Annotated in this window: 24 protein-coding genes; 22 read left to right on the top strand and 2 right to left on the bottom strand. The window is 64.3% G+C overall.

Going from position 1 to position 26743, the window contains the following annotated elements:
* Positions 1 to 121 precede the first annotated feature (121 nt).
* The 4 genes from D9M09_RS22520 to D9M09_RS22505 are packed head-to-tail and all read left to right on the top strand — an operon-like array spanning position 122 to position 2248.
* Positions 122 to 475: an ArsR/SmtB family transcription factor gene (locus D9M09_RS22520; RefSeq protein ID WP_034746789.1), complete on the top strand. Its 354-nt coding sequence runs from the start codon at positions 122 to 124 to the stop codon at positions 473 to 475.
* Positions 476 to 482: 7 nt separating this feature from the next.
* A complete protein-coding gene (locus tag D9M09_RS22515) occupies positions 483 to 908 on the top strand; it encodes a YeeE/YedE family protein (RefSeq protein WP_121670427.1) in 426 nt (141 codons plus the stop codon).
* A gap of 8 nt (positions 909 to 916) precedes the next feature.
* The gene (locus D9M09_RS22510; RefSeq protein ID WP_121670426.1) at positions 917 to 1348 is read left to right on the top strand and encodes a YeeE/YedE family protein; all 432 of its coding nucleotides are present in this window, start codon (positions 917 to 919) and stop codon (positions 1346 to 1348) included.
* A gap of 42 nt (positions 1349 to 1390) precedes the next feature.
* Positions 1391 to 2248, top strand: a complete 858-nt coding sequence (locus D9M09_RS22505; protein ID WP_121670425.1) for a ChaN family lipoprotein — start codon at positions 1391 to 1393, stop codon at positions 2246 to 2248.
* Here D9M09_RS22505 and D9M09_RS22500 read toward each other — a convergent pair whose 3' ends face one another.
* Positions 2249 to 3076 (bottom strand): IclR family transcriptional regulator domain-containing protein, encoded by an 828-nt coding sequence (locus D9M09_RS22500; protein ID WP_121670424.1) that lies wholly within the window; start codon positions 3074 to 3076, stop codon positions 2249 to 2251. It lies immediately after the preceding gene.
* A 165-nt stretch (positions 3077 to 3241) separates the two neighbouring features.
* Here D9M09_RS22500 and D9M09_RS22495 point away from each other — a divergent pair, with 165 nt between their 5' ends.
* The 18 genes from D9M09_RS22495 (at position 3242) to D9M09_RS22410 (ending at position 25126) form a co-directional block, all read left to right on the top strand.
* Entirely contained in the window at positions 3242 to 3940 is a 699-nt protein-coding gene (locus tag D9M09_RS22495) for a 3-oxoacid CoA-transferase subunit A (protein ID WP_121670423.1), read from the top strand.
* 11 nt (positions 3941 to 3951) lie between these two features.
* Positions 3952 to 4593: a 3-oxoacid CoA-transferase subunit B gene (locus tag D9M09_RS22490; protein WP_070290428.1), complete on the top strand. Its 642-nt coding sequence runs from the start codon at positions 3952 to 3954 to the stop codon at positions 4591 to 4593.
* A 34-nt stretch (positions 4594 to 4627) separates the two neighbouring features.
* On the top strand, positions 4628 to 5830 hold the full coding sequence (gene pcaF / locus D9M09_RS22485; RefSeq protein WP_070310218.1) for a 3-oxoadipyl-CoA thiolase: 1203 nt from the start codon (positions 4628 to 4630) through the stop codon (positions 5828 to 5830).
* A 153-nt stretch (positions 5831 to 5983) separates the two neighbouring features.
* Complete coding sequence (locus D9M09_RS22480; protein ID WP_121671197.1) at positions 5984 to 7279, top strand: MFS family transporter; 1296 nt, start codon at positions 5984 to 5986, stop codon at positions 7277 to 7279.
* 89 nt (positions 7280 to 7368) lie between these two features.
* Positions 7369 to 8064 (top strand): fumarylacetoacetate hydrolase family protein, encoded by a 696-nt coding sequence (locus tag D9M09_RS22475; RefSeq protein WP_121670422.1) that lies wholly within the window; start codon positions 7369 to 7371, stop codon positions 8062 to 8064.
* 18 nt (positions 8065 to 8082) lie between these two features.
* Positions 8083 to 8406: a thioredoxin family protein gene (locus tag D9M09_RS22470; RefSeq protein ID WP_121670421.1), complete on the top strand. Its 324-nt coding sequence runs from the start codon at positions 8083 to 8085 to the stop codon at positions 8404 to 8406.
* Between the two features lie 583 nt (positions 8407 to 8989).
* Entirely contained in the window at positions 8990 to 10288 is a 1299-nt protein-coding gene (locus D9M09_RS22465) for an MFS transporter (protein ID WP_070310222.1), read from the top strand.
* 247 nt (positions 10289 to 10535) lie between these two features.
* Positions 10536 to 11555, top strand: a complete 1020-nt coding sequence (locus tag D9M09_RS22460) for an ABC transporter substrate-binding protein (protein ID WP_099410802.1) — start codon at positions 10536 to 10538, stop codon at positions 11553 to 11555.
* A 203-nt stretch (positions 11556 to 11758) separates the two neighbouring features.
* The gene (locus D9M09_RS22455; protein ID WP_205602289.1) at positions 11759 to 13933 is read left to right on the top strand and encodes an ABC transporter permease; all 2175 of its coding nucleotides are present in this window, start codon (positions 11759 to 11761) and stop codon (positions 13931 to 13933) included.
* Positions 13930 to 15015: an ABC transporter ATP-binding protein gene (locus tag D9M09_RS22450; protein WP_121670419.1), complete on the top strand. Its 1086-nt coding sequence runs from the start codon at positions 13930 to 13932 to the stop codon at positions 15013 to 15015. The genes D9M09_RS22455 and D9M09_RS22450 overlap by 4 nt, the downstream gene beginning before the upstream one ends.
* Entirely contained in the window at positions 15012 to 15845 is an 834-nt protein-coding gene (locus D9M09_RS22445) for an inositol monophosphatase family protein (RefSeq protein WP_121670418.1), read from the top strand. Before D9M09_RS22450 ends, D9M09_RS22445 begins: the two co-directional genes overlap by 4 nt.
* A 111-nt stretch (positions 15846 to 15956) precedes the next feature.
* The gene (locus D9M09_RS22440; protein WP_083287339.1) at positions 15957 to 17057 is read left to right on the top strand and encodes a porin; all 1101 of its coding nucleotides are present in this window, start codon (positions 15957 to 15959) and stop codon (positions 17055 to 17057) included.
* Between the two features lie 70 nt (positions 17058 to 17127).
* Positions 17128 to 18117, top strand: coding sequence for an inositol 2-dehydrogenase (iolG, locus tag D9M09_RS22435; RefSeq protein WP_083287742.1), 990 nt, complete (start codon positions 17128 to 17130; stop codon positions 18115 to 18117).
* A gap of 12 nt (positions 18118 to 18129) precedes the next feature.
* On the top strand, positions 18130 to 20076 hold the full coding sequence (locus tag D9M09_RS22430; RefSeq protein ID WP_121670417.1) for a bifunctional 5-dehydro-2-deoxygluconokinase/5-dehydro-2-deoxyphosphogluconate aldolase: 1947 nt from the start codon (positions 18130 to 18132) through the stop codon (positions 20074 to 20076).
* A complete protein-coding gene (gene iolD / locus D9M09_RS22425; protein WP_121670416.1) occupies positions 20073 to 21902 on the top strand; it encodes a 3D-(3,5/4)-trihydroxycyclohexane-1,2-dione acylhydrolase (decyclizing) in 1830 nt (609 codons plus the stop codon). The genes D9M09_RS22430 and iolD overlap by 4 nt, the downstream gene beginning before the upstream one ends.
* Before the next feature lies 1 nt (position 21903).
* On the top strand, positions 21904 to 22818 hold the full coding sequence (iolE, locus tag D9M09_RS22420) for a myo-inosose-2 dehydratase (protein ID WP_121670415.1): 915 nt from the start codon (positions 21904 to 21906) through the stop codon (positions 22816 to 22818).
* Positions 22815 to 23612 carry a 5-deoxy-glucuronate isomerase gene (iolB, locus tag D9M09_RS22415; RefSeq protein ID WP_070308503.1) on the top strand — a complete coding sequence of 266 codons (798 nt, stop codon included), beginning with the start codon at positions 22815 to 22817 and terminating at the stop codon, positions 23610 to 23612. Before iolE ends, iolB begins: the two co-directional genes overlap by 4 nt.
* Before the next feature lie 14 nt (positions 23613 to 23626).
* Positions 23627 to 25126 (top strand): CoA-acylating methylmalonate-semialdehyde dehydrogenase, encoded by a 1500-nt coding sequence (locus tag D9M09_RS22410; protein WP_121670414.1) that lies wholly within the window; start codon positions 23627 to 23629, stop codon positions 25124 to 25126.
* A gap of 30 nt (positions 25127 to 25156) precedes the next feature.
* Here D9M09_RS22410 and D9M09_RS22405 read toward each other — a convergent pair whose 3' ends face one another.
* Complete coding sequence (locus D9M09_RS22405) at positions 25157 to 26743, bottom strand: histidine-type phosphatase (protein ID WP_121670413.1); 1587 nt, start codon at positions 26741 to 26743, stop codon at positions 25157 to 25159.

Genomic DNA, 26743 nt, shown 5'->3' with positions numbered 1-26743 from the left:
GCACGCTATCGCCGAAAAACACTGTTGTTTTTTTGTGCGAATCGCCAGCAGGAAAACAATATATTGATTAGTATATTGTTTATCGCACGCTATTCAATATGACCGCCTGTGGGAGGGCACGATGGAGACAGTCGCAACACAACACGCCGAATACAACCTCGACGCCATGCGGGGTTCGGCCTACAAGGCCAGCTCGCTGCTCAAGGCCATGGGCAATGCCGACCGTTTGATGCTGCTGTGCCAGCTATCGCAGGGCGAGCATTGCGTCAGCGACCTCGAGCAAAAAGTGGGCATCGGCCAGCCGACCCTCTCGCAGCAGCTGGGCGTGCTGCGCGAAGAGATGTTGGTGGCCACGCGGCGCGACGGCAAGCAGATCTATTACCGCGTCGCCAGCGCGCCCGTGCTGGCCGTGCTGCAAGTGCTGTACGCGCAATTTTGCGCGCCGCGCGCCCCGTTCAACGACGAAGCCGACTGATCCTGCCATGACGATAGCCTGGCAACACTTCACGCCATGGGCCGCGCTGGCAGGCGGCATGCTGATCGGTCTGGCGGCGGCACTATTGATCTTGTTCAATGGCCGCATCGCCGGCATCAGCGGCATCCTCGGCGGCTTGCTGCGCCCGCGCAGTGGCGACCTGGGCTGGCGCATCGCCTTTCTCGCCGGCCTGATCGGCACGCCCCTGCTGTGGCAGTTGTGGCAAGCCTTGCCGCCCGTGCAGGTCGACGCCGGTACGCCTGCCCTGATCGTGGCGGGCTTGCTGGTGGGCGTGGGCGTGCGCTATGGCGCCGGCTGCACCAGCGGCCACGGCGTGTGCGGCCTGTCGCGTCTGTCACCGCGTTCATTGGCGGCCACGTGTGCCTTCATGGCGGCCGGTTTCTTCACCGTGTATCTGTTGCGCCATCTGTGAGCAAGCTTATGAGCAAGCTGATCCTTTCCCTGTTGAGCGGCCTCGTCTTTGGACTGGGCCTGATCGTCTCCGGCATGGCCAACCCGGCCAAGGTGCTCGGTTTCCTCGACCTGGCCGGCGCCTGGGACCCATCGCTGGCGCTGGTGATGGGCGGCGCCATCGGCGTGGCCCTGCCCGCCTTCTGGCTGGCGCGGCGGCGCAGCAATTCGCTGCTGGGCGAGCCCATGCAATTGCCCGCGGCGCGCCGCATCGACCGGCGTTTGCTGCTGGGCAGCCTGGCCTTTGGCGCGGGCTGGGGCATCGCCGGTTTCTGCCCCGGTCCCGCCCTCGTGTCGCTGCTGGCGGGCCAGCCGAAGGCCTGGATTTTTGTCGGCGCGATGCTGGCTGGCATGGCCCTGTTTGAAGTCCTGGAGCGCCGCAAGGCACCTTCGCCGGCCTGAGACGGTACAATCTGGCGCATCGCCACTCTGGATACTGCTTACATGAAGACCGTGATTTTCCGTGCCGGCGCGCGCGCCGCCCTGCTGTGCAGCGTGCTGGCGCTGGCCGCCTGCGGCGGCTTGCTGAAGAAGGAAGCGCCGCCCCCTCCCGCGCCCGTGGCCGACACCTTGCCCAATCCGCAAGTGCTGCTGCTCGGCGAAGTGCATGACAATGCGCAAGGCCATCGCCTGAGGGTCGCGGAATTGCAGCGCCGGCTGGCGGCCGGCTGGCGTCCCGTGATCGTCATGGAGCAGTTTGATCGCGAAAACCAGGCCTTGCTGACGCGCGCCGCGCGCGATTGCGCCGACCCCGATTGCATCATCCGCGTGATGGAACAGCCGCGCTGGGACTGGAGCTTGTACCGGCCCGTGCTGGACCTCGTCATCAGCTACCAGCTGACCCTGGTCGCCGGCAACCTGTCGCCGGCCGATGCCTCGCGCATCGTGCGCGACGGTATCCAGTGGTCCATGCCGCCCGCCATGGTAGCCACTTACCTGGCTGCGCCCGTGCCGGCCGATATTCTGGAAGGGCAAAAGAAGGAAGCCCAGGCGGCCCGCTGCAATATGCTGCCCGACATGATGATCAACGGTGTCGTCAACGCCCAGGTGGCGCGCGATATCTGGATGGCCAAGCTGATCCGCGACCAGGCGCCGCGCGACGTGGTGTTGATCGCCGGCAATGCGCATGTGCGCAAGGATATCGGCGTGCCCCGCTGGCTGAAGCTGGCCGACCCGCAACTGAACCTGCGCAGCATCGGCTACCTGGAACAGGGCGTCGCCGGCTACCAGGGCACGTTCGACCTGACGCAAACGATGCCGGCGCAGCCGCGCCCGGACTTGTGCGCCAAATTCAGGAAATAATCACTGCTGCACCCGCACCAGGGCGCTGACCCGGCTGGCCGTGTCGAGCAGTTTCGGCAGGCTGTGTTCCAGCAGGTGCGCCACGGACGGCCCCGCCGTCTGGCCGCTGACGTTGATCGCCGCCACCACCTTGCCGGCCCGGTCGAACACGGGCGCGGCCAGGGCGATCAAGCCCTGTTCCAGCTCTTCCTGCACCAGGCACCAGCCCTGGCGCCGCACTTGCGCAATCTCTTCCATCAGGACCTCGATATCGACCTTGGTCGCCGGCGTGATCTTCAGCAGCGCCATCTTCGACAGCCGTTCGCGCAACGCGTCGGGCGCCAGGCCCGACAGCAACACCCTGCCCATCGAGGTGCAGTAGGCGGGCAGGCGGCTGCCGATGCCCAGGTTGATCGACATGGTGCGGTGCGCGGACAGGCGCACGACATACACGATGTCGTCGCCGTCGAGCACGGTGGCCGAGCACGACTGGCGCAAGGTCTGCATCAATTCTTCCAGCAGCGGCTGTGCCTGCGTCCACACGGGCAAGGATGACAGATAGGCGTAACCGAGGTCGAGCACCTTGGGCGTCAAACGGAACAGCCGTCCATCCGCTTCCACATAACCGAGATGCAGCAAGGTGTGCAGGATGCGCCGCGCGCCCGCGCGCGTCAGCTGCGCCCGTTCCGCCACTTCGCTCAAAGTCTGCTGCGGCGCGTCCGCGCCGAAGCTGCGCAGCACGGCCAGGCCCCGCGCGAACGATTGCACATAGCTGTCGCCGGGACGCGGCGCGCCGTCGGCATCGACGGTTTCTTCGGTGGAAAGGGAGGTGCGGCTGCGTGCGGTCATGGCAATTCCAATGGGGCAAGGTGGCAATTATAGCCATGGCGCTGGCGAAAACGGCAAATTGACAAGCGCCCCGATCAGGCATATTCTCACGAATAAGTTCTAAATGCGAATATTTGTTCGATATACGAACAAATGACTAATGAGTTTGATTGGGAGGAGACCGCAATGATCGACAAACTGCGTTCCAGCGTGATTGATGCGCTGGCCGATATCCACGATGGCGCCACCGTCATGATTGGCGGCTTCGGCGGCGCGGGCCAGCCGGCCGAGCTGATCGACGGCCTGATCGCCCAGGGCGCGCGCGACCTCGTCATCGTCAACAACAACGCGGGCAATGGCGACACGGGCCTGGCCGCCCTGCTGAAAAACGGGCAGGTGCGCAAGATCATCTGCTCGTTCCCGCGTCAGGCCGATTCCCACGTCTTCGACGCCCTGTACCACGCGGGCAAGCTGGAACTGGAATTGGTGCCGCAGGGCAACCTGGCCGAGCGCATCCGCGCCGCCGGCGCCGGCATCGGCGGTTTTTTTACCCCCACGGGCTACGGCACGGACTTGGCCAAGGGCAAGGAAACGCGCGAGATCGACGGGCGTATGTATGTGTTCGAGTCGCCCATCCACGCCGATTTCGCCCTGATCAAGGCGGAGCAGGGCGACCGCTGGGGCAACCTCACTTACCGCAAGACGGCGCGCAACTTCGGCCCCATCATGGCCATGGCCGCCAAGGTCAGCATTGCTTCCGTGCACGAGGTGCTTGACTTGGGCAGCATCGACCCCGAACACGTCATCACGCCGGGCCTGTTCGTGCAGCGCATCGTGCAAGTGCCGCGCACGGCCACCGGCCCCGCCGGCTTCAAAGCAGCCTGAGGAAAATCAACATGAATAAATGGAATCGAGATCAAATGGCAGCCCGCGTGGCGGCCGACATCCATGAAGGCGCCGTCGTGAACCTGGGCATCGGCTTGCCGACCCTGGTGGCGAATCACTTGCCGGCCGGCGCGGAGATCATCCTGCACAGCGAAAACGGCGTGATCGGCATGGGCCCCGCGCCCGCGCCGGGCGAGGAAGACTACGACCTGATCAACGCGGGCAAGCAGCCCGTCACCTTGCTGGCCGGCGGCAGCTATTTTCACCATGCCGACAGCTTTGCCATGATGCGCGGCGGCCACCTGGACATCTGCGTGCTGGGCGCGTTTCAAGTGTCCGCCACGGGCGACCTGGCCAACTGGCACACGGGCGCGCCCGACGCCATCCCCGCCGTGGGCGGGGCCATGGACCTGGCCATCGGCGCGAAAAAAACCTGGGTCATGATGGAATTGCTGACCAAGGGCGGTGAAAGCAAGCTGGTGCAGGCCTGCAGCTATCCGCTGACGGGCATCGGGTGCGTGAGCCGCATCTACAGCGACTTGGCCGTGTTCGACCTGGGACCGGCCGGCGCCACGGTTGTCGAACTGGCCGATGGCCTGAGTTTTGAACAGTTACAAGCCTTGACGGCCGTGCCGCTGACGGACGCGCGCTAACTGACCATCAATACACTTTCTTGGAGGAAAGAACATGACCCACGCATACATCTGCGACGCCCAGCGTACGCCCTTCGGCCGCTACGGCGGCGGCCTGTCCGGCGTGCGCGCCGACGACCTGGGCGCCGTGCCCATCCGCGCCTTGATGGCGCGCAACCCCAATGTGGACTGGACGGCCGTCACGGACGTGCTGTACGGCTGCGCCAACCAGGCGGGCGAGGACAACCGCAACGTGGCGCGTATGGCCGCCTTGCTGGCGGGATTGCCCGACAGCGTGCCGGGCGCCACCCTGAACCGCCTGTGCGGCTCGGGCCTGGACGCCATCGGCAGCGCTGCCCGTTTCATCAAGAGCGGCGAAGCGGGCTTGCTGGTCGCCGGCGGCGTGGAAAGCATGAGCCGCGCGCCGTTCGTCATGGGCAAGGCCGACAGCGCCTTTTCGCGCGGCATGAAAATGGAGGACACGACCATCGGCTGGCGCTTCATCAATCCGCTGATGAAGGCGCAGTACGGCGTCGATTCGATGCCGGAAACGGCGGAAAACGTGGCCAGCGACTTCGGCATCAGCCGCGCGGACCAGGATGCGTTTGCCCTGGCCAGCCAGGTCAAGGCCCTGGCGGCGCAGCAGGCTGGCGTGTTCGACAGCGAAATCTGCCCCGTCAGCATTGCACAGAAGAAGGGCGATCCCATCGTCGTCGCCCGCGACGAGCATCCGCGCGCCACCACGCTGGACACCCTGGCCAAACTGAAACCCGTCGTGCGCGCGGACGGCACGATTACGGCCGGCAACGCGTCCGGCGTCAACGACGGCGCGGCGGCGCTGCTGCTGGCCGATGAGGCGAACGCGGCCCGCTTTGGCCTGACGCCGCGCGCCCGTGTCGTGGCCATGGCCACGGCCGGCGTGGCGCCGCGCATCATGGGCATCGGCCCCGCACCTGCCACCCTGAAAGTGCTGGCCATGACGGGCTTGACCCTGACCGACTTCGACGTCATCGAATTGAACGAAGCATTTGCCGCCCAGGGCCTGGCCGTGCTGCGCCAGCTGGGTGTGCGCGACGACGATCCGCGCGTCAACCCGAACGGCGGCGCCATCGCCCTCGGTCACCCGCTGGGCGCGTCCGGTGCGCGCCTGGCCATGACGGCCGTCAACCAGCTGCACCGCACGGGCGGGCGCTATGCGCTCTGTACGATGTGCATCGGCGTGGGCCAGGGCATCGCGCTGGTGCTGGAACGGGTCTGACCGGCAGCGCCTGATGGCGAAAAATAGTTGCCGGCGATACGTATTAACCCGTATGCCGGACGGCTTTTTGACCCTGATCAAGGGCGTATGATGCAAAACCAGCCCGGGCAACCTGGCTGGCGTTGGCTTTTTTACACGAACAAGAAGATTGATATGACATCCCACGATACTCCGCATGACGTTGCGCAGCTGACTTCCCAGCAGCGCATCAAGGCCATCATTGGCGCTTCTTCCGGTAACCTGGTCGAATGGTTCGACTTCTACATTTACTCGTTCTGCGCGCTGTATTTCTCGCACGCCTTCTTCCCTTCCGGTAACTCGACCACGCAGCTGCTGCAGACGGCCGGCATCTTTGCCGCCGGCTTCCTGATGCGCCCCGTAGGCGGCTGGCTGTTCGGCCGCATCGCCGACAAATACGGCCGGCGCCAGTCGATGATGATTTCCGTGCTGATGATGTGCGGTGGCTCCCTGATGATCGCCGTCATGCCCACGTATGACACCATCGGCGCCTTCGCGCCATTCCTGCTGCTGGTGGCGCGCCTGTTCCAGGGCCTGTCCGTGGGCGGCGAATACGGTACCAGCGCCACCTACATGAGCGAAGTGTCGGAATCGGGCAAGCGCGGCTTCTTCGCCTCGTTCCAGTACGTGACCCTGATCGGCGGCCAGCTGCTGGCCTTGCTGGTGCTGGTGGTCTTGCAGCAACTGCTGACCCTGGAAGAATTGCGCGCCTGGGGCTGGCGCATCCCGTTCGTGTTTGGCGCCCTGGCGGCCCTCGTCTCGCTGAACCTGCGTAAATCCCTGACGGAAACGACCACCGCCAGCGAGCGCAAGGACAAGGACGCGGGCAGCCTGCGCGGCTTGCTCAAGCACAAGCGCGCCTTCATCACGGTACTCGGCTTTACGGCCGGCGGTTCGCTCGTGTTCTACACGTTCACCACCTACATGCAGAAATACCTGGTCAACACGGCCGGCATGGATACCAAGACGGCCAGCGCCGTCATGACCTGCGCCTTGCTCGTCTACATGATTCTGCAGCCCGTGTTCGGCGCCTTGTCCGACCGCATCGGCCGCCGCACCTCGATGCTGTTCTTCGGCGGCCTGGCCACCCTGGGCGTGTTGCCGATCATGCATGCCTTGAAGGATATTTCCAGCCCGTACGCGGCGTTTGGCCTGATCATCATCGCGCTGGCCATCATCAGCTTCTACACGTCGATCAGCGGCCTGATCAAGGCGGAAATGTTCCCCGTCGAAGTGCGCGCGCTGGGCGTGGGTCTGTCGTATGCGGTGGCCAACGCGATGTTCGGCGGTTCGGCCGAATACGTGGCGCTGCAGTTCAAGGCTTGGCACGTGGAAGAGTATTTCTATTGGTACGTGACCGTCATGTGCCTGATTTCCTTCATCGTCGCCATCCGCATGCCGGACCCGAGCCGCTCGGGACTGCTGAAGTAACGTTGTCGTAAAATGGGGGACACTGCGTGGGGGACACTGCGGTGTCCCTTTTTCATTGCCGCCTTTTATCGTGCCGATCAGGAGTTTTCATGTCGTATGTCATTCCCGCACCGATCCAGCCCAGCGTTCCCGTCACGGGCAGCGTTGATACTTTCCCCGTCCACCGCATCTATTGCGTAGGCCGCAACTATGTCGAGCACGCCAAGGAAATGGGCCACACGGGCCGCGAGGCGCCGTTTTTCTTCATGAAGCCGGCTGACGCCGTGCTGCCCGTGCCCGCCGGCACGACGGGCGAGCTGCCGTATCCCGCGCAGACGCAGGATTTCCAGCACGAGATGGAGCTGGTGGTGGCCATCGGCAAGGGCGGCAGCGATATCGGCGTGGCCGATGCGCTGAGCCACGTGTGGGGTTATGCGATCGGCCTGGACATGACGCGCCGCGACGTGCAGGGCGCGGCAAAAAAACTGGGCCGTCCGTGGGAGACGGGCAAGGCCTTCGAGCACTCGGCGCCCATCGGCCCCATCACGCCGGCCGCGCAGGCAGGTGACGTCCAGCATGCCGCCATCACCCTGCGCGTGAATGGCGAGCTGCGTCAAAGCAGCAGCATCGACATGCTGATCTGGAACGTGGCCGAAACCATCGCCGACCTGTCGACCTACTTCACCTTGCAGCCGGGCGACCTGATCTACACGGGCACGCCGGCCGGCGTGGCTGCCGTGCAGCGCGGCGACGAACTGGTGGGCGCCATCGATGGCCTGGGCGAACTGCGCGTGAAAGTGGTCTGAGCGGACAAGGAGGGCGGCATGATGAACGACACATATTCCGTAGCACAACCGACGCGCGCCGAGATCGACGCCCTGGCGGGGCCGGCCCTGCTGGAATTCGGCACGGGCTGGTGCGGCCACTGCCGCGCCACCGAGGCGCCGCTGGCCGCTGCGTTGGCGCAGCACCCCGCGGTAGCGCATATTCGCGTGGAAGACGGCCCCGGCCGCGCGCTGGGGCGCTCATTCCGCGTGAAACTGTGGCCGACCCTGATTTTCCTGAAAGATGGCCAGGAAGTGGCGCGCCTCGTGCGCCCGCTCGACAGCCGCGAGATCGAGCAGACTTTTGCATTGATCGATGCGTAGGTCAGTATAGGTGGGCGTAGGTCGGCGTAGGTCGGCGTAGGTCGGCTTAGCGCAGCGTAAGCCGACACCACCGTACATGCTCCATCACAACTTCTTGCCGCACCGCAGCACTGCGCGTATGATAAGCCGCTTACAGCAAGATCAACCGCATCCTTCGTGATGCAGCGCGATCATCGCCGGCCCGCTCCACCCGGAGGGGCCGCAGGCAAGGATTCACCACAAATGACCGATGCCGCGATGCCGACGCGCGGGTCTGGTACGGAATGCCTGGCGATACGCCGGGCCTGATACACGTCGCCCATCCCCTGACGCCTTTCCTGCCGTGCCCCGGGTAACCGGATGGCGCACGACCGTTGTTTCTCTAAATCAGCACTGATCACGGCGCGTTAGCGCGCGTTGCCGACAGTTCGCTACGGCAACAAAAACCGTTGTTTTTTGTTTGCAAATTTAATAGCAAATGCGCAGCAAATACGCCTGCGCGCAGCTATGATATGCGAACGACACGGAGACAACGTGCTGTGCTGCTGCCTGAAAAAACATCCAGAGAATGGCCTTTAGACACCCTCCCCAAGGAGCGCAGTAAATGAGTAAGCCCCGGAGCACCCCCCCCAAGAAAAATTCCCCCGGCACGGTGCTGTTCGCCAGCCTGATCGGCACCACCATCGAGTTCTTTGACTTTTATATCTACGCCACCGCCGCCGTGCTGGTGTTCCCGAAACTGTTCTTCCCCGCCGGCGACCCGTCGGCCGCCGTGCTGCAGTCGCTGGCCACGTTCGCCATCGCCTTCTTCGCCCGCCCCATCGGTTCGGCCGTGTTCGGCCACTTCGGCGACCGCATCGGCCGCAAGGCGACCCTCGTGGCGGCCCTGCTGACCATGGGTATCTCCACCGTCATCATCGGCTTGCTGCCGACGTATGCCGCCATCGGCACCCTGGCGCCGCTGCTGCTGGCGCTGTGCCGTTTCGGCCAGGGCCTGGGCCTGGGCGGCGAGTGGGGCGGCGCGGTGCTGCTGGCAACCGAGAACGCGCCACCGGGCAAACGCGCCTGGTACGGCATGTTCCCGCAGCTGGGCGCGCCGATCGGCTTTTTCCTGTCGGGCGGCATCTTCCTGCTGCTGAGCGAAACCATGACCGATGAGCAGTTCTTCAGCTACGGCTGGCGCATCCCGTTCCTCGCCAGCGCGCTGCTGGTCATCGTCGGCCTGTACGTGCGCCTGAAGATCACGGAAACGCCGGACTTCCAGAAAGTCATCGACAAGAACGAAGTCGTCAAGCTGCCCGTGGCCACCGTGTTCCGCCAGCATGGCCGCATGCTGTTCCTGGGCACCATCATCGCCCTGGCCACCTTCGTGCTGTTCTACCTGATGACGGTGTTCGCGCTGAGCTGGGGTACGACCAAGCTGGGCTTCACGCGCAAGGAATTCCTCGTCGTGCAGCTGTTTGCCGTGCTGTTCTTTGCCCTGACGATACCGTTGTCGGCCGTGCTGGCCGACCGCCGCGGCCGCCGCGCTACCCTGATCTGGGTCTCCGTCGCCATCGCCATTTTCGGCCTGGTGCTCGCGCCGATGTTCGGCTCGGGCGTGACATGGGAAGTGACCGTCTTCATGGCTGTCGGCCTGGGCTTGATGGGCATGACCTACGGACCGCTGGGCACGATGTTGTCCGAGCTGTTCCCGCCCGAAGTGCGCTACACGGGCGCTTCGCTCACGTTCAACCTGGCCGGCATTCTCGGTGCCTCGCTGGCGCCGTACATCGCCACCTGGCTGGCCACCAACTATGGTCTGCAGTACGTGGGCTATTACCTGTCGCTGGCGGCCGTGCTGACCCTGGGCGCCTTGTTGATGGTGGGCAAGCCGCGCGCGGGCAAGGAAGCCTGGCAGTAACACGCCTCTGATCCCGGAGCACCCGAAAGCCGCCAGCTGCAACCAGCTGGCGGCTTTTTTTGTCGGTAAAACGCCACGCCGCACGCCTGCCGAGATTCTTGTTGACAGTCAAAATCGGCTGGTGGTAAGGTGTGCACACGTGTGCAATACAGTGCAAGGCCTTACAAAGCACATCCCGGGACAGTGACACCGCAAGATAGCGGTGCGGTCTGAAGTACCACAACGATAACGAACTTGGAGTGAGACGATGAAGATGCGCAATGTTGCGATTGCTATAAGCCTGGCCCTGCCGATGACGGCCATGGCCGCCGAGGAACGCCTGTCCGTGCTGTGCTCGGCCGACATGGAATGGTGCCAGCTGATGAAGAACCGCTTCGAGGCGGAAAGCAAGATCAAGGTATCGATGATCAGGAAGAGTGCGGGGGAAGCCTACGCGAAGATCCGCGCCGAAGCGTCGAACCCGAAATCGGACATCTGGTGGGGCGGCACGGGCGACCCGCACCTGCAGGCCGCCGCCGAAGGCTATACGGAAGAATACAAGTCGCCCACCTTGCCCAAGCTGCAGCCGTGGGCGCTCAAGCAGGCCGAGACGGCCAAGTACCGCACCGTCGGGATCTATATCGGCATCCTGGGCCTGGCCTATAACGAAAACGTGCTGAAGAAGAAAAACCTGCCGCCGCCCCAGTGCTGGAAAGACCTCGTCAAGCCCGCTTACAAGGGCGAGATCGAGATGGCCAACCCGAACTCCTCGGGCGCCGCCTACAACGCGCTGGCCACCGTGGTGCAGCTGTTCGGCGAAGAGGAAGCCTTCGATTTCCTGGCGAAAATGGGCCAGAACGTCAGCAAGTATCCGAACGCGGGCGTGGCGCCGGGCGAGGACGTGGGCCGCGGCGAAGCGGGCGTGGCCATCGGCTTCATGCATGACCTGATGAAACTCACCGTGGCCGGCTTTCCCGTGAAAGTCTTGCCGCCCTGCGAAGGCACGGGCTACGAGATCGGCTCGATGAGCATCGTCAAGGGCGCGAAAAACATGGAACAGGCAAAGAAATTCTATGAATTCGCCCTGCGTCCCGACGTGCAGAGCGAAGCCGTCAAGGCGCTGGCTTTCCAGATCCCGTCCAACGCGGCCGCCACCATTCCCGCCGCCTCGCCGCGCCTGGAAAACATCAAGACCATCAACTACGACTTCGCCAAGTATGGCGCGTCGGACACGCGCAAGCGCCTGCTGCAACGCTGGACCACGCAGATTTATTCTGCCGGCAATTAACGCGCGCCAAAACTTACTGCGCGTCGCGATTTGCAGCCTGCGATGCTCACTGTGCTAGCGCACAGCTGCGCGTCTCGGCCGCAAATCACTGCCGCTCGCTACAGTTTTGGCAGGCGTTAAACCTATATCAATTGTTCAAAACGTCTGGAAAACAGAGCGCACCGCGCAACAGAATTTCAGACGTTCATAGTTGGATGAAACTCATGAAAAAGATATTTTACGGCTGGCTGCTGGCCGCTTTGGCCTCGTTGTGCCTGTTGCCCTGGCAGCAGCAGGAAGCGGGCCTGTTCGCCGGCGAATGGCTGCGTGACGGCCAGTTCTTCAGTGAACGTGGCGCACCGGCCGTGTTGCACGTGCTGTCGTTCGGCGCTTGGCCGCTGGGCGTGTTCTTTGCCCTGATCGCCGCCAGCGCCGCGCTGGTGGCCGGCAATCCCCACCGCAAGACCCTGGGCCTGGGCCAGATCGCCCTCGGCGGCGCGGGCCTGCTGTGGCTGGCATGGCTGGGCTGGGGGCCGCTGGCCGCCGGCACCGGCCTCGGTTTCGGCGCGCTGCTGCTGGCGCTGTGCCTGCTGTTCCTGCTCACCTCGGGCGCCGCCGCCTGCGGCGTGTGCCGCGGCGACGCCTTCGTGGCCGGCGCCATCGGCCTCATCATCTGCCTCATTTCCCTGTTCGTGCTGTTCCCCGTCGCGCTGATCCTCGTCAGCGCCGGCCAGCCCCTGGACGATGGCGGCACGGGCGCCGCCGCCCTGGCGCGCCGCCTGGCCGACCCCGGCATCTGGAGCCTCAATTGCGTGGCCGGTCCCGGCCGCTGCGGCGTGGCCTGGAACACCCTGGCGCTGGCCTTGCTGACGGGCGTGTCGGCCACCTTCCTCGGTCTCGTGTTCGCCCTGCTGGTCACACGCACGAATGGCCGCTGGGTACGCCCCATGCGCGCCATCACGATTCTCCCCATCGTCACGCCGCCGTTCGTGCTGGGCCTGGCGCTGATCTTGCTGTTCGGCCGCAACGGCGCCATCACGGGCCTCGTCGGCGAACTATTTGGCATCGAACAAAGCCGCTGGCTGTACGGCATGACGGGCGTGTGGCTGTCGCAGATGCTGGCCTTTGCGCCGATCGCCTTCATGACATTGATCGGCGTGGTCGAAGGCGTCAGCCCCTCGCTGGAAGAAGCGTCGGGCACCCTGGGCGCGAGCAGCTGGCAAACCTTCGTCAAGGTCTCCTTGCCGCTGATGCGTCCCGGCATCGCCAATGCCTTCTTGCTGTGCTTTATCGAAAGCATGGCCGACTTCGGCAACCCGATGGTCTTGGGCGGCAACTTCCACGTGCTGTCGACGGAAATCTTCTTTTCCGTGGTGGGCGCCTCGAACGACCAGGGCCGCGCGGCGACTTTGGCCATCGTGCTGCTGACGTTTGCCGTGGGCGCTTTCTTCATCCAGAACCTGTGGCTGGGCAAGAAATCGTATGTGACGGTGACGGGCAAGGCCGACCATGGCGGCCACGCCTCGCTCAACCCGCGCCTGAAAACCACCCTGTGGACCATCGCCCTGCCATGGTTCGCCTTCACGGCCCTGATCTACGGCACCGTGGTGGCGGGCGGCTTCGTGAACAACTGGGGCCAGGACAATGCCTTCACCTTGCGCCATTACATCGACGCCTTCGGCATCACGGCGGGCGCTGCCGGCTGGCACTGGACGGGCCAGGCCTGGCCGTCGCTGTTCACCACCTTGACGATTTCGGCCATCGCCGCGCCCTTGACGGCCTTTGTCGGCATCCTGTCGGCCTGGCTGCTGGTGCGCCAGCAATTCGCCCTGAAGAGCGCGTTCGAGTTCGGCACCATGCTCAGCTTTGCCATTCCCGGCACCGTCATCGGCATCAGCTACATCCTGGCGTTCAACTCGGCGCCGATCGAGTTGACGGGCACGGCGACGATTCTGATCCTGTGCTTTGTCTTCCGCAACATGCCGATGGGATTGCGCACGGGCATCGCCGCCATGCGCCAGCTCGACGGCAGCCTGGACGAGGCGTCGATCACCCTGGGCGCCAGCAGCTGGACCACCATGCGCAAGGTCATCCTGCCGCTGCTGCGCCCGGCCATCGCCTCGGCCCTCGTGTATGGCTTCGTGCGTTCGATCACGTCGATCTCGGCCGTTGTCTTCCTCGTCAGCGCCGATTACGACATGGCCACGTCCTACATCATCGGCCTGGTGTCGAACGGTAACTACGGCACGGCGATCGCCTATGCCACGGTGCTGATCGTCATCATCCTGCTGTGCATCCAATTGATCCACTTGCTGGTCGGCAAGCGCCGCCTTCGCCGCGTCAGCGCCGAAAAAACGCTGCCGGCCGCCGTTCCCAACCTGGAAAAGAGCTACGCATGAACCACTTTACTACCCAAGCAACAGAGCTTGCCGCGCTGGAATTCGATGGTGTTACCAAGCGCTACGGCAAGGCCCTGGCCGTGAACGATGTGTCGTTCACGATCGCCCCGCGCACCATGGTCACCCTGCTGGGCCCCAGCGGCTGCGGCAAGACGTCCACCCTGCGCCTGATCGCGGGCCTGGAGCGCGTCAGCGCCGGGCGCATCCTGCTGGCCGGCGAGGATGTCACCCTGACGTCCGCCGCCGAGCGCGACGTCAGCATGGTGTTCCAGTCGTATGCGCTGTTCCCGCACATGACGGTGCTCGACAACGTGTGCTACGGCTTGACCGTCTCGGGCGAGACCAAGCCGCGCGCCGTGGAACGGGCGCAGGAAAGCCTGCGCCTGGTGGGCCTGGCCGACTTTGCCGCGCGCTTCCCCAACGAGTTGTCGGGCGGCCAGCAGCAGAGGGTGGCCGTGGCCCGCTCGCTGGTGCTGCAGCCCAAGGTCTTGCTGCTGGACGAGCCGCTGTCGAACCTCGACACGAAACTGCGCCGCCGCGTGCGCGACGAGATCCGCGACATCCAGGTCAAGCTGGGCTTGACGGCCGTGTACGTCACGCATGACCAGGAAGAGGCGCTGGCCATTTCCGACCAGATCATCGTCATGAACCGCCAGGTGATCGCGCAAAAGGGCACGCCGCACGAGCTGTTCGAGTCGCCGGCCGACAAGTTCGTCGCCGACTTCATCTGCAACGCGAACATCGTCGATGGCGTGATCGAATCGGTGGCCGACGGCAAGGCCGTCTGCGTCATGGGCAAGCTGCGGCTGCGCCTGCCATGCCGCAGCCAGCGCAGCGGCGAAGCGAGTTTCGCCGTGCGTCCGGAAGCGATCCTGCTGTCGCCCGCGCAGCCCGACAGCGCCATGGTGGTGCGCGTGGCGCGCGCCACTTACCTGGGACGCGAAATGCAATACACGCTCGAGACGCCGGTCGGCGAACTGTTTGCCGTCTCGCACGACTTGAGCCAGGTTTTCACGCAAGGCACATCGGTCGCCATGACCGTACACGAACATGGCGCAGCCATCATTGGAGGACAAGCATGACAGATATGACACAGGCAGCGGTACTGGCCGACGCGGCGACCCTGGAACGCTATGCCTACGCCCGGCACATCATCGGCCAGGCGGGCGAGATCGCGCTGGGCATGTTCCGGCGCCGCACGGAACTGGTGATCGAGGAAAAGGGCTTGCAGGACATGGTCAGCATCGCCGACCGCATGGTCGAGGATTTCCTGCGCGCGCAGATCGCCGAGCGCTTCCCGGAAGACGCCGTGGTGGGCGAGGAGCGGGGCGGCGGGGCGTCCGATGCGCGCTGCGTGTGGGTCATCGATCCCATCGACGGCACGGCCTGTTTCGTCAACGGCATGCTGGCCTGGTGCGTGTCGATCGGCGTGCTGGTCGACGGCCAGCCCGCCATCGGCGCCGTGTACGACCCGAATGCGGACGAGCTGTTCCACGCCTGCCTGGGGCAGGGCGCGCATGTGACGGCGAAGGCGGGTGAAACGCGGCTGCGCATCAACGACGTGGCCAGCCTGCAAGGCGGCGTGCTGGGCGTGGGCTTTTCGCACCGCGTGGGCACCGATACCTTTTTGCCCTTCCTGCTCGACGTGCTGGAAGAGGGCGGCATGTTCATCCGCAACGGTTCCGGCGCGCTGATGATCGCCTACGTGGCGGCCGGGCGCCTGATCGGCTATTTCGAGCCGCACATCAATTCCTGGGATTGCCTGGCGGGCATCGTGCTCGTCAACGAAGCGGGCGGGCGCTGCAATGATTTCCTGGCCGATAACGGTCTGGAAAAGGGCAACCCCATCCTGGTGGGCGGCCCCCGCTTGTATCCGCAACTGGCGGCGCTGGCCTTGCCGCGCTGTACCTGAACACATTGACTGGAAAGGGAGGGCAGGCGTCCGGCGAGGGACGCATGTAGTGGCAACACGCTGTTGAGCATCATGAGTAATCCACCACCATAAAAACAAGCAGGAGACAAAATGAAAAACGGGATGAAAAAGAGCACCATGCAGTTGAACAAGATCGCCGCCGTATTGTTGCTGGTCGCACCAGGTTGCGTGCTGGCCGAATCGAGCGTCGTCGTGTATGGCCGCATCCACGCGGGCTTCGACCGTATCGAAACGTCGAGCTCGGCCACGGCGCCGAATGGCGAGTCGGTATCGCGCGTATCGGACAATTCCTCGAAGATCGGCTTCCGGGGAAGGGAAGATTTGGGCAATGGCAACACGGCCTTCTTCCAGATCGAGGGCAATGCCAAGCTCGACGATGGCACGGGCGCCATCAATAGCAAGGATACCTTTGTCGGGCTGGAAAACCCCGCCTATGGCCGCATCGCGCTGGGCCGCTTCGCCACGCCGATCCGCCAGATCAACGGCTACACCAACCGTTTCGTGGGCGAAGGCATCCAGGATGACGCCAACATTTCGCAGCTGGGCGGCGAAGGCTTCAACCGCCGCAGTTCGAATGCCGTCAGCTATCGCACGCCCGTGGTACAGGGATTCAGCGCCACGATTTACCGCGCCAGCGAAAACGAGGCATCGAACGGCGACCGCATCTATTCGGGCATCGTGCAATACGCAAACGGTCCCGTGAAGGGCGCCGTCGGCTATGAAAAGCACAAGGACTTGCGTCCCGGCTTCAGCGAAAAGATGTTCCGCGCCGTGGGCAATTACAACTTCGGCGGCGGCGACGTGGGCGTGGCCTGGAACCGCATGGTGTATGACGTGGCCGGCGGCGACTTGCAGCGCGACTACTTCACCATCACGGGCGCCTACAAGGCGGGCGGCGGTGCCTTCATCGGCCGTTTCGGCGTGGCAGGCGACGTGTCGGGCAGCGCGCCCAACGGCAGCAGCGTGACCATCAAGGCCACCACCCTGGTGCGCGGCGACGACAGCGGCGCCAAGCAGGCGACTTTGGGCTACGAGTATTACTTGTCCAAGCGCAGTACCGTGTACGCCTACTACACGCAAACCAATAACGACAAGAACGCCAACTACACGTTTGGCGGCAATGCCTTCGCCGCCACCAAGAAGGGTGCCAAGCTCAGCGGCGTAATGCTGGGCGTCATCCACCTGTTTTAACTTTTTTAGCCCGGATTTGCACACGTGTGCATTTCCGGGCCAAGCGATACCGACTATCAAGGAGATGGAAATGATTCAAGTGGCATTGTTCGGCGCCGGGCGCATCGGCCGCATTCACGCCGGCAATCTGGTACGCCAGCCCGGCGTGCGCCTGAAATACGTGGTCGACGTGCATGCGGGCGCGGCGGCGGAAGTGGCGGCCCTGCATGGCGCCAGCGTGGCCAGCGTGGACACTGTGCTGGCCGACCCGGCAGTCAAGGCCGTGCTGATCGCGTCGAGCACGGATACGCATGCGGACCTGATCGTGCGCGCGGCCGCCGCCGGCAAGGCCATCTTTTGCGAAAAGCCCGTCGACCTGACCCTGGAGCGCGCGCGCGCCGCCGCCGCCGCCGTCAAGGAGGCAAAAGTGCTGTGCATGATCGGCTTCCAGCGCCGCTACGACCCCACGTTTGCCGCCGTCAAGCAGCGCATCGCGGCGGGCGAGATCGGCACGCCGGAGATGCTCATCGTCACCAGCCGCGATCCGGGCCCGCCGCCCGTCAGCTACATCCAGGTGTCGGGCGGCATCTTCAAGGATATGCTGATCCACGATTTCGACATCTTCCGCTGGATACTCGACGATGAAGCCGTCAGCGTGCATGCCACGGGCAGCTGCCTCGTCGACCCGGCCATCGGCGCGGCGGGCGATCTCGACTGCACGGCTGTGACCATCCGCACGGCAAAGGGACGTTTGTGCCAGATCAACACCACGCGCCGCGCCGCCTACGGCTACGACCAGCGTTTCGAAGTGCTGGGCAGCGCCGGCATGCTGCAGGCAGGCAACCACAAACCGACGGAAGTGACGGCCTATGGTGCCGTCAACGTCAGCGTGGACAAGCCGGAAGACTTTTTCCTGGAACGCTACCGCGCCGCCTACGCCAGCGAAATGGCGCACTTTTTCGACGCCTTTGCCCATGGCGCAGCGCTGCGCACCACCGTCCACGATGGCTTGAAAGCCCTGGAACTGGCCGAAGCGGCCACCGTGTCGTGGCGCGAGCAGCGCATCGTGCAACTGTCATAAGGAAACAATGCCATGAAGAATACGACTGAATTTGCCCAGGGCCGCGCGCTCGACGTGATCTGCCTGGGCCGCCTGGCGGTGGACCTGTACGCGCAGCAGATCGGCAGCACCCTGGAAGACGCGACGAGCTTTGCCAAATACCTGGGCGGCTCTTCCGCCAATATCGCCTTCGGCACGGCCAGGCTGGGCTTGAAGTCCGCCATGCTGTCGAAGGTGGGCGATGACCACATGGGCCGTTTCCTCACCGATACCTTGGCGCAGGAGGGCTGCGACGTCAGCCATGTCGGCATCGACCGCGAACGGCTCACCGCCCTGGTGATGCTGGGCATCAAGGACAAGAACACCTTCCCGCTGATCTTTTATCGCGAAAATTGCGCCGACATGGCCATCGAAGCGTCCAGCGTCGACGCCGCCTTTGTCGCTTCCAGCAAAGCGTTATTAATCACCGGCACGCATTTCTCGACTAGCGCCATGCACGCCGTCAGCACGCAAGCTCTGAAATTGGCGCGCGCCAATAACGTGCGCACCGTGCTCGACATCGATTACCGGCCCGTGCTGTGGGGCTTGTCGGGCAAGGCGGACGGCGAAACGCGGTTCGTCTCGAACGACGGCGTCACCAAACATCTGCAGGCGATCCTGCCGCAGTTCGACCTGATCGTCGGCACGGAAGAGGAATTCATGATCGCCGGCGGTGGTGCCGACATCATGGCGTCCCTGCGCGCCGTGCGCAAGGTGAGCGGTGCAACCCTGGTGGTCAAGCGCGGGCCGCTTGGCTGCGCCGTCATCGAGGCGGCCATCCCTGTCGGTCTCGATGAGGCATTCAACTATCAGGGCGTGCGCGTGGAAGTCTTGAACGTGCTCGGTGCGGGCGACGCTTTTCTGTCCGGTTTCCTGAAAGGCTGGCTGCGCGGCGAGGATTACGAGGCGTGCTGCCGCTATGCGAATGGCTGCGGCGCCCTCGTCGTGTCGCGCCACGGCTGCGCGCCGGCCATGCCGTCGCCCGTTGAGCTCGACTATTTCCTGGCTAATGCGGCCAAACTCACGCAGCCGGACCAGGATGCGACCTTGTCGCGCCTGCACCGCACGACGGTGGCGCGCAAACAGTGGAATGAGTTGTGCGTATTTGCGTTCGATCACCGCACGCAATTCTTTGAGCTGGCCCAGCAGGGCGTGAGCGACGAAGCGCGGATTTCAAAGCTCAAGCAACTGTTCGTGCAAGCCGTGGGCCAGACGGAAGCGGCGCGCGGCTTGCAGGGCGGCACGGGCGTGCTGATCGATGACCGCTATGGCGTCGACGCGCTCAACGATGCCACGGGGCGCGGCTGGTGGATCGGCCGTCCCGTCGAGATGCCGGGTTCGAATCCCTTGCAGTTCGACTGGGGCCGTTCGCTGGCGTCGCGCTTGACGCAGTGGCCAAAAGAGCACGTGATCAAGTGCCTGGTGCAGCTGCATCCCGACGATACGCCGGAAAACCGCCTGGAACAGGAAGCGCAAATCAAGGGCTTGTACGACGCGGCGCAAATCACGGGCCATGAATTGCTGCTGGAAATTATTCCTGCCAAGTCCTTGCCGCAGCACGACGACACCGTGTATCGCGCGGTGAAACGCCTGTACAACCTCGGCATCTACCCGGAATGGTGGAAGCTGGAAAGCATGTCAGCCCAGCAATGGCAAGCCATCGATGCCCTCGTGCACGAGCGCGATCCGTATTGCCGTGGCGTGGTATTACTGGGCCTGAACGCGCCCATCGCCGCCCTGGCCGACAGTTTCGAGCAGGCCAGTGCCAGCAGCACCTGCAAGGGTTTCATGGTGGGCCGCACCATCTTCCAGGAACCGAGCCGCCGCTGGCTGGCCGGCGAACTCGACGATGCTGGCCTGATCGCCGCCGTGCGCGCCAATTTCGAGCAGCTGATCAGCTTGTGGCAACGCACGCGCAACCGCCTGGAGCGTGCGGCATGAGCGCCACGATCAGATTGACCATGGCGCAGGCCTTGATCCGCTACCTGTCCGTGCTGCGCACCGAGGACGGCGAACCTTTGTTCGGCGGCGCCTTCGCCATCTTTGGCCACGGCAACGTGGCGGGCCTGGGCGAGGCGCTGTACCAGTACCGCGAGCAATTTCCCACCTACCGCGCCCACAATGAACAGGCGATGGCGCACTCGGCCATCGCCTATGCGAAAGCCCACATGCGCCGGCGCATGATGGCCGTCACCAGCTCCATCGGTCCCGGTGCCACCAATTTGCTCACGGCCGCCGCGCTGGCCCACGTCAACCGCCTGCCGGTCTTGCTGTTGCCCGGCGACGTCTTCGTCTCGCGCGCGCCGGATCCCGTCTTGCAGCAGCTGGAAGACGGCACGGATGGCAGCGTGTCGGTGAATGATGCTTTTAAACCTTTATCGCGCTATTTCGACCGCATCGTGTATCCGGAACAATTGCTCACGGCCTTGCCGCGCGCGATCGCCGCCTTGACGGACGCGGCCGCCTGCGGCCCCGTTACTTTATCTTTGCCGCAAGACGTGCAGACGATGGCGTATGACTATCCGGCCGACTTTTTCGAACCGAGAGTCGTGCGTTTCCGCGCCGTGCCGCCCGTCGAGCAGGAACTGGAAGAGGCGGCAGCGTTGTTGAAGCACGCGAAGCAGCCGCTGATACTGGCCGGCGGCGGCGTGCTGTACGGCCAGGCCGGCGCCGCCTTGCAGGCGTTTGCCGAACGCCACGGCATTCCCGTGGCGGAAACCCAGGCCGGCAAGAGTTCCTTGCCGTGGGATCATCCTTTGCAGCTGGGCGCCATCGGCGTCACCGGTTCGCCCGCCGCGAATGCGCTGGCGGCGCAGGCCGACGTGGTGCTGGCCGTCGGCACGCGCCTGCAGGATTTCACGACAGGATCGAACTCCCTGTTTGCGCAGGCGCAACTGCTCAGCCTGAACGTCAACAACTTTGATGCGCTGAAACGCCGCGGCCTGGGTGTACAAGCGGACGCGACCCTGGGCTTGCAGGGCCTGTCGCGCCTGCTCGGTACCTGGAACAGCGCGGGCCAGTGGCTGGACCGGGCGCAACAGGCAGGGAATGCCTGGCGCGATACCGTGGCGTCCATTACCGGCAAACGCGAGGTGGCCGGCTTGCCGTATGACGGCGAAGTCATCGGCGCCGTGCAGCGTTCCGCACCGGATTCTACTGTGCGCGACATCGTCGTCTGCGCGGCAGGGACTCTGCCGGCGGAGCTGCATAAGCTGTGGAGAACGTCCACGCCGGGCGGCTACCACATGGAATACGGCTACTCGTGCATGGGCTATGAGATCGCCGGCGGCCTCGGCGTCAAGATGGCCAAGCCTGATGCCGAGGTCATCGTCATGGTGGGCGACGGCAGCTATCTGATGATGAATTCGGAAATCGCCACTTCCGTCATGCTGGACAAAAAGCTCATCATCGTCGTGCTCGACAACCGGGGCTATGGCTGCATCAACCGCCTGCAGCAGGCCTGCGGCAATGCTTCGTTCAACAATATGCTGCCCGACAGCGCACCGCCTATCGACTTCGCCCTGCATGCGCAAGCCCTGGGTGCGCTGTCCGAGCACGTTGCCGACATTGGCGAACTCGAGCAAGCGATGCTGCGCGCCCGGGCAGCTTCCCGCACGTATCTGATCTGCATCAATACGGACGCCACGCGCACGACAGAAGAGGGCGGCTGCTGGTGGGAAGTGGCCGTGCCCGAGGTCTCCACCCAGTCCGGCGTGCAAGCTGCGCGTGCCCGTTATGAAAACGATCGCCTGAAACAAAGGAATTGAAATGACTACCTGGAATGTACGTATCGGCATCAACCCGATCTCGTGGATGAACGACGATTTACCGAGCCTGGGCGGCGAAACGCCCCTGGAAACGGCGCTGAAGGAAGGCGCCGAGATCGGCTACGTGGGCTTTGAACTGGGCAACAAGTTTCCGAAAGATGCCCCGTCCCTGAACGCCGTGCTGGGCAAGTATGGCCTGGCGTGCGTCTCCGGCTGGTATTCGGGCCGCCTGGCGCACCGCTCGGTGGAAGAAGAGATCGCTTCTGTTGGCCCGCATTTACGTTTACTTGCCGACAGCGGCGCCACCGTCATGGTGTACGGCGAAGTGGCCGACGCCATCCAGGGTGAAGCCCGTCCGCTGTACAAACGCCCGCGCTTCCAGTCGCAGCAGCAATGGCAGGACTACGCCGACAAGTTGACGGCCTTTGCCAGGCATTTGCTGGCGCACGGCGTGCGCCTGGCCTACCACCACCACATGGGCGCCTACGTGGAAACGCCGGCCGACGTGGATCAACTGATGGCCTTGACGGGGCCGGAAGTGGGCTTGTTGTTTGATACGGGTCATATCACCTTTGCCGGCGGCGACGCGCTGGCGGTGCTCAATAAACATATCGACAGGATTTGCCACGTGCATTGCAAGGATGTGCGCCCGAACGTGGTGAAACTGGCCCGCAATGGCCACTGGAGTTTTTTGCAGGCCGTCATCAATGGCGCCTTCAGCGTGCCGGGCGACGGCTGCATCGACTTCCCGGCCATCCTGACGCGGCTGTATCTGCATGGCTACGCGGGCTGGCTGGTGGTGGAGGCGGAGCAAGACCCGGCCGTCGCCCCCAGCTACGCATACGCGAAGATGGGCCACGATTACCTGGCGCGCCTGGTCCATGCGATTCCGCGCCTGGGTCGGGAGGCGGCATGAGCCCGCTGCTGGTCAAAGCAGGCAAGGCCGGCGGCAAGATTGTGGAAGTCACGCCGGAATCGGCCGGCTGGACGCACGTGGGCTTTGCCGCGCACAGGTTGCAGGCCGGCGAACACATCAGCCTGGAGACGGGCCACCGCGAGCTGTGCCTCGTCGTGCTGACGGGCACGGTCACGGTGCAGGCGGGCGATCACGTATGGGAAGGCATCGGCAAGCGCGCCAGCGTCTTCGAGGACGTCTCGCCCTACGCCGTGTATGTGCCGCTGGAAACCACGGTGCGTATCACGGCCGTGAGCGCCGCCGAGGTGGCCTTGTGCAGCGCCCCGGCCACGACCCACCGTCCGGCGCGCCTGATCGAACCTTCCACCATGACGCGCTCCGTGCGCGGCCAGGGCGCCAACACGCGCTATGTGTGCGACATCCTGCCGCAGACGGCCGAGGCGGACGGCTTGCTGGTGGTGGAAGTCGTCACGCCGTCCGGCCATTCGTCCAGCTATCCGCCGCACAAGCACGACAGCGACAATATTCCAACCGAAAGTTCGCTGGAAGAAACCTATTACCACCGCCTCCATCCTGAGCAGGGCTTTGCCTACCAGCGCGTCTACACGGATGACCGCAGCATTGACGAAGCCATGGCCGTGGAAAACCACGACGTGGTGATGGTGCCGCGTGGCTACCACCCCGTCACCGTGCCGTATGGCTACGACGGCTATTACCTGAACGTGATGGCCGGCCCGAAACGCGTGTGGCATTTTAAAAACGACCCGGCCCATGACTGGCTGATGACGAAATAACCAAGGACAAGACAATGACGACCCCGATGATCGGCCACTTTATTGGTGGCAACCCGATGGCTTCGCGCACCGAGCGCACGAGCGATGTGTTTAATCCTGCCACGGGCGCCGTGACGGCCAAGGTGGCGCTGGCCACGCCTGCCGAGCTGAACGCGGCCGTGGCTGCCGCCCATGCGGCCTTTCCCGCCTGGTCGCAAACCTCGCCCCTGCGCCGCGCCCGCGTCATGTTCAAATTCAAGGAATTGCTGGAGCAAAACGCCGACAAGCTGGCCGAGCTGATCACGCGTGAACACGGCAAAGTTTTCACGGATGCGAAAGGGGAAGTGACGCGCGGCATCGAAGTGGTGGAGTTTGCCTGCGGCATCCCGCAGATGATGAAGGGAGAATACTCGGAACAGGTGGCCGGCGGCATCGACGCCTGGTCGATCCGCCAGGCGCTCGGCGTCTGTGTCGGCATCACGCCGTTCAACTTTCCCGTGATGGTGCCGATGTGGATGTTCCCGATGGCCATTGCCTGCGGCAACACGTTTGTATTAAAACCGTCGGAACGCGACCCGTCGGCCAGCCTGCTGCTGGCGCAGCTGCTGACGGACGCGGGCTTGCCCGACGGTGTCTTCAACGTGGTGCAGGGAGATAAGGAAGCCGTCGATGGCTTATTGCACCACCCGGACGTGCGCGCCGTCAGCTTCGTCGGTTCCACGCCGATCGCCGAGTATATCTATGCGACGGGCTGCGCGCAGGGCAAGCGCGTGCAGGCCCTGGGCGGCGCGAAAAACCACATGGTCGTCATGCCCGACGCGGACATTCCCCAGACGGTGGACGCCCTGATGGGCGCCGCGTTCGGCTCGGCCGGCGAGCGCTGCATGGCCATTTCCGTCGTCGTGGCGGTCGGCAATGTGGCGGACCAGCTGGTGGAAGCCCTGGTGCCGCGCATCGCGGCGTTAAAGATCACGCAGGGCATGGATCTGTCGGCCGAAATGGGGCCGGTCGTCACGCAGGTGCACAAGGAGAAGATCGCCGGCTATATCGCGCAAGGTGTGGAAGAGGGCGCCAAGCTCATCTGCGACGGGCGCGGTTTTGTCCTGCCCGGCCATGAGCAGGGCTTTTTCCTCGGCGGCAGCCTGTTCGACCACGTCACGCCGGACATGACGATTTATAAGGAAGAAATCTTCGGCCCCGTGCTGTGCATCGTGCGCGTGCCCGATTTCACGGCGGCGCTGGACCTGGTCAATGCGCATGAATACGGCAACGGCACGGCCATCTACACGCGCGACGGCAACACGGCGCGCGAATACACGCACCGGGTGCAGGTGGGCATGGTCGGGGTGAACGTGCCGATTCCCGTGCCGATGGCCTTCCACAGCTTCGGCGGCTGGAAGCGCAGCCTGTTCGGCGACCACCATGCGCACGGCCCGGAATCGGTACGTTTCTATACGAAGCAGAAGGCGGTGACGCAGCGCTGGCCGGCCTCGACGGCGGCCGGGGCCGAGTTTGCCATGCCGACCCTGAAGTAAAGCGCGCTGGCGGCGCGCAGTATCAGCGCGTCAGCGCGCCGCCACGTGTCCGTAGCAGGTTTTCAGTTTTGCGTAGTCGTAAAAGACGCTGCCCGGCGCGATGCGGGCGCCGTCGCAAGCGGCCTGGAAGTCCGTTTCCTTTTCGTTGTACAGCAGGCGCACGATGAGCTGCCCTGCCTCGTTGCGGTACACATCCCACTGCATATTGGCCGCCAGCGGCGAGACGTTCTGGCCGCGCCATGGATTGTTTTCATAACTGTAACTGACCGATGCCGGCAAGGGGGCCAGCGCCTGCTGCAAGCCCATGGCCGAAGCGAGCGGAATGATCATCTCGGCGTGCGTGAAGCGCAGCTTCGCCGCGTGGCGCACATCTCCCCTGGCCAGCGCATCGACCTCATTGAAAAAATCGTCGCGCAAGGCCAGCGCAAAGCGCCACGTCACACCGCTGCTTTCCTTGGTGGCCGGTCCCTTCTGGTAAAAATCCTCGTGGTCGGCGATATACGCGTAGTAGCGCGCATCCTCGGCAGGCATGTAGCGGCTGAAATCGACCGGCACTTCATGCCGCATGCCGGCCGCGATCGCATACAGCTCATACAGTTTTGTCGCGGCCGCATTCAGGCTGCGGATCACGGTCTTGCCGCTGCCCGTCATGGTGCGCGTGAACTTGCCGTCGGCGCTGGTGAAGGTGTAGCTGCCCGTGTCCGCATAGCTGGCGCGGCCGCCTTCCAACTGGTCGAGGAAGGCGGGAGAAAACAGCCGTTCGAGCACGTGGCGCGCATGCGCGGTCGCCGCAGGCAGCCTGGCCGGGGTTCCCATCAGCGCATCCAGCTGCTTGCTTCGTTCATAGTACTGGTAGGCCTGGCTGGCGGCATAGGTGGCGTAATACGGGTTGGCCGGATCGGTGACACGGTCCGTCTGCGGCGCCAGCTTGTGCGCGTACAGCAGGAAGCGGTTGACGCCATCGGGCTGCAATATCGGCTGTACCGCGGGCTTGCGCCCTTGCGGATATGGCGCCGGCGCGGGCGGAAGGTACAGCAAGGGCGTCAGCGCTGGCGCGTGCTCGAGCAGCGACTGCGTGAAGAAGCGCGAACTGTCGCGCGCGCGGTCCACGCCGGAATGAATGGTGACGAGCTGTCGCGGCGCCGTCGCCGCGTCTTGCCCCACTTGCGCGAACAGGGTGGGCAGGCGCGCCAGCATGCGCACGGCCAGCTGCCGGTGCTCGTCGATGCCCGTCCGCGACAGATTGCCGTAGCCGGGCCGCTCGATGCCGGCCACGCCATAACCGAGCAAGGCATTGGCCTTCATCAGGGCCAGGATGTCGGGGCCGAGTTCGCGGCCCAGGGGCGTGAGCGCATCCTGCGCGGCGGCCTGCTGCCACATCGCATACAGGGCCGCGTCGTTCTTCATGCTTGTGAGTCCGCGCGAACCGTGGCGCGCCACCAGTTGCGTGAAGATGGGCTGGAAGCCGGCCGGCGGCGCGGCATAGGTGGCCGGGTCCTGCTGCGGCGCATACGGCGTCTTGGTCTGGTAATGGCCTTCGACGGCCAGCGTGGGACCGGCGCACATGGCGAGGGCCAGGGCCAGCGGGATGCTGGCCAGGGGAAGCGATGGAGGCAT

The organism is Janthinobacterium agaricidamnosum, from assembly GCF_003667705.1.
Lineage (GTDB): Bacteria > Pseudomonadota > Gammaproteobacteria > Burkholderiales > Burkholderiaceae_D > Janthinobacterium.
This window is presented reverse-complemented; position numbering and strand designations above follow the sequence as displayed.

Bases quoted from the DNA above. Each gene is read 5' to 3' on its own strand.
- D9M09_RS22515 (WP_121670427.1), top strand. From the start codon at position 483: ATGACGATAGCCTGGCAACACTTCACGCCATGGGCCGCGCTGGCAGGC.
- D9M09_RS22405 (WP_121670413.1), bottom strand. From the start codon at position 26,743: ATGCCTCCATCGCTTCCCCTGGCCAGCATCCCGCTGGCCCTGGCCCTC.
- pcaF (WP_070310218.1), top strand. From the start codon at position 4,628: ATGACCCACGCATACATCTGCGACGCCCAGCGTACGCCCTTCGGCCGC.
- D9M09_RS22460 (WP_099410802.1), top strand. From the start codon at position 10,536: ATGAAGATGCGCAATGTTGCGATTGCTATAAGCCTGGCCCTGCCGATG.
- D9M09_RS22490 (WP_070290428.1), top strand. From the start codon at position 3,952: ATGAATAAATGGAATCGAGATCAAATGGCAGCCCGCGTGGCGGCCGAC.
- D9M09_RS22455 (WP_205602289.1), top strand. From the start codon at position 11,759: ATGAAAAAGATATTTTACGGCTGGCTGCTGGCCGCTTTGGCCTCGTTG.
- iolD (WP_121670416.1), top strand. From the start codon at position 20,073: ATGAGCGCCACGATCAGATTGACCATGGCGCAGGCCTTGATCCGCTAC.
- D9M09_RS22505 (WP_121670425.1), top strand. From the start codon at position 1,391: ATGAAGACCGTGATTTTCCGTGCCGGCGCGCGCGCCGCCCTGCTGTGC.
- D9M09_RS22510 (WP_121670426.1), top strand. From the start codon at position 917: ATGAGCAAGCTGATCCTTTCCCTGTTGAGCGGCCTCGTCTTTGGACTG.
- D9M09_RS22445 (WP_121670418.1), top strand. From the start codon at position 15,012: ATGACAGATATGACACAGGCAGCGGTACTGGCCGACGCGGCGACCCTG.
- iolB (WP_070308503.1), top strand. From the start codon at position 22,815: ATGAGCCCGCTGCTGGTCAAAGCAGGCAAGGCCGGCGGCAAGATTGTG.
- D9M09_RS22520 (WP_034746789.1), top strand. From the start codon at position 122: ATGGAGACAGTCGCAACACAACACGCCGAATACAACCTCGACGCCATG.
- D9M09_RS22470 (WP_121670421.1), top strand. From the start codon at position 8,083: ATGATGAACGACACATATTCCGTAGCACAACCGACGCGCGCCGAGATC.
- D9M09_RS22475 (WP_121670422.1), top strand. From the start codon at position 7,369: ATGTCGTATGTCATTCCCGCACCGATCCAGCCCAGCGTTCCCGTCACG.
- D9M09_RS22410 (WP_121670414.1), top strand. From the start codon at position 23,627: ATGACGACCCCGATGATCGGCCACTTTATTGGTGGCAACCCGATGGCT.
- D9M09_RS22430 (WP_121670417.1), top strand. From the start codon at position 18,130: ATGAAGAATACGACTGAATTTGCCCAGGGCCGCGCGCTCGACGTGATC.
- D9M09_RS22480 (WP_121671197.1), top strand. From the start codon at position 5,984: ATGACATCCCACGATACTCCGCATGACGTTGCGCAGCTGACTTCCCAG.
- D9M09_RS22450 (WP_121670419.1), top strand. From the start codon at position 13,930: ATGAACCACTTTACTACCCAAGCAACAGAGCTTGCCGCGCTGGAATTC.
- D9M09_RS22495 (WP_121670423.1), top strand. From the start codon at position 3,242: ATGATCGACAAACTGCGTTCCAGCGTGATTGATGCGCTGGCCGATATC.
- iolG (WP_083287742.1), top strand. From the start codon at position 17,128: ATGATTCAAGTGGCATTGTTCGGCGCCGGGCGCATCGGCCGCATTCAC.
- D9M09_RS22440 (WP_083287339.1), top strand. From the start codon at position 15,957: ATGAAAAACGGGATGAAAAAGAGCACCATGCAGTTGAACAAGATCGCC.
- D9M09_RS22500 (WP_121670424.1), bottom strand. From the start codon at position 3,076: ATGACCGCACGCAGCCGCACCTCCCTTTCCACCGAAGAAACCGTCGAT.
- iolE (WP_121670415.1), top strand. From the start codon at position 21,904: ATGACTACCTGGAATGTACGTATCGGCATCAACCCGATCTCGTGGATG.
- D9M09_RS22465 (WP_070310222.1), top strand. From the start codon at position 8,990: ATGAGTAAGCCCCGGAGCACCCCCCCCAAGAAAAATTCCCCCGGCACG.